This is a genomic window from Pseudomonas sp. 3A(2025) (assembly GCF_054589175.1).
The window spans coordinates 1-625 of record NZ_BAAILM010000024.1; the positions used below are offsets into that span (position 1 = coordinate 1).

1 protein-coding gene is annotated in these 625 nt (G+C 64.8%); it reads left to right on the forward strand.

The features are described 5' to 3' along the window. Positions 1-74: 74 nt before the first annotated feature. Positions 75-625: ATP-binding protein (locus ACYP2A_RS09360; protein ID WP_459744631.1), on the forward strand; the 551-nt coding region annotated here is incomplete at its 3' end.

A 625-nucleotide genomic window follows, 5' to 3' on the forward strand; every position in this document is an offset into this window, starting at 1 on the left:
CCGCTGCTGCCCGACGAACACAGCAACCTGCGCGGCCCTGGCTACTACCACTGACCTGAGAAAGGAAACTGAACATGCTGCCCAACCCGACCCTCGACAAGCTGCACACCCTGCGCCTGCACGGCATGATCAAGGCGCTGGACGATCAGCACGCGATGCCCGATATCAACGACCTGAGCTTCGACGAACGCCTGGGCCTGATGGTCGACCGCGAGCTGACCGAGCGCGAAGATGCTCGCCTGACAACGCGCCTAAAAGCCGCCCGACTGCGTCACAACGCATGCCTGGAAGACATCGACTACCGCAGTCCGCGCGGCCTGGACAAGTCCCTGATCCTGCAACTGGGCAGCGGTCAATGGCTGCGCGACGGCCTGAACCTGATCATCGGCGGCCCTACCGGCGTGGGCAAAACCTGGCTTGCGTGCGCCCTGGCCCACAAGGCCTGCCGGGACGGTTACAGCGTGCGCTACCTGCGCTTGCCGCGCCTGATGGAAGAACTGGGCCTGGCCCACGGTGACGGACGCTTCGCCAAACTGATGGCCGGTTACGCCAAGACCGACCTGCTGATCCTGGACGACTGGGGCCTGTCACCGTTTACCGCCGCCCAACGCCGCGACATGCTGGA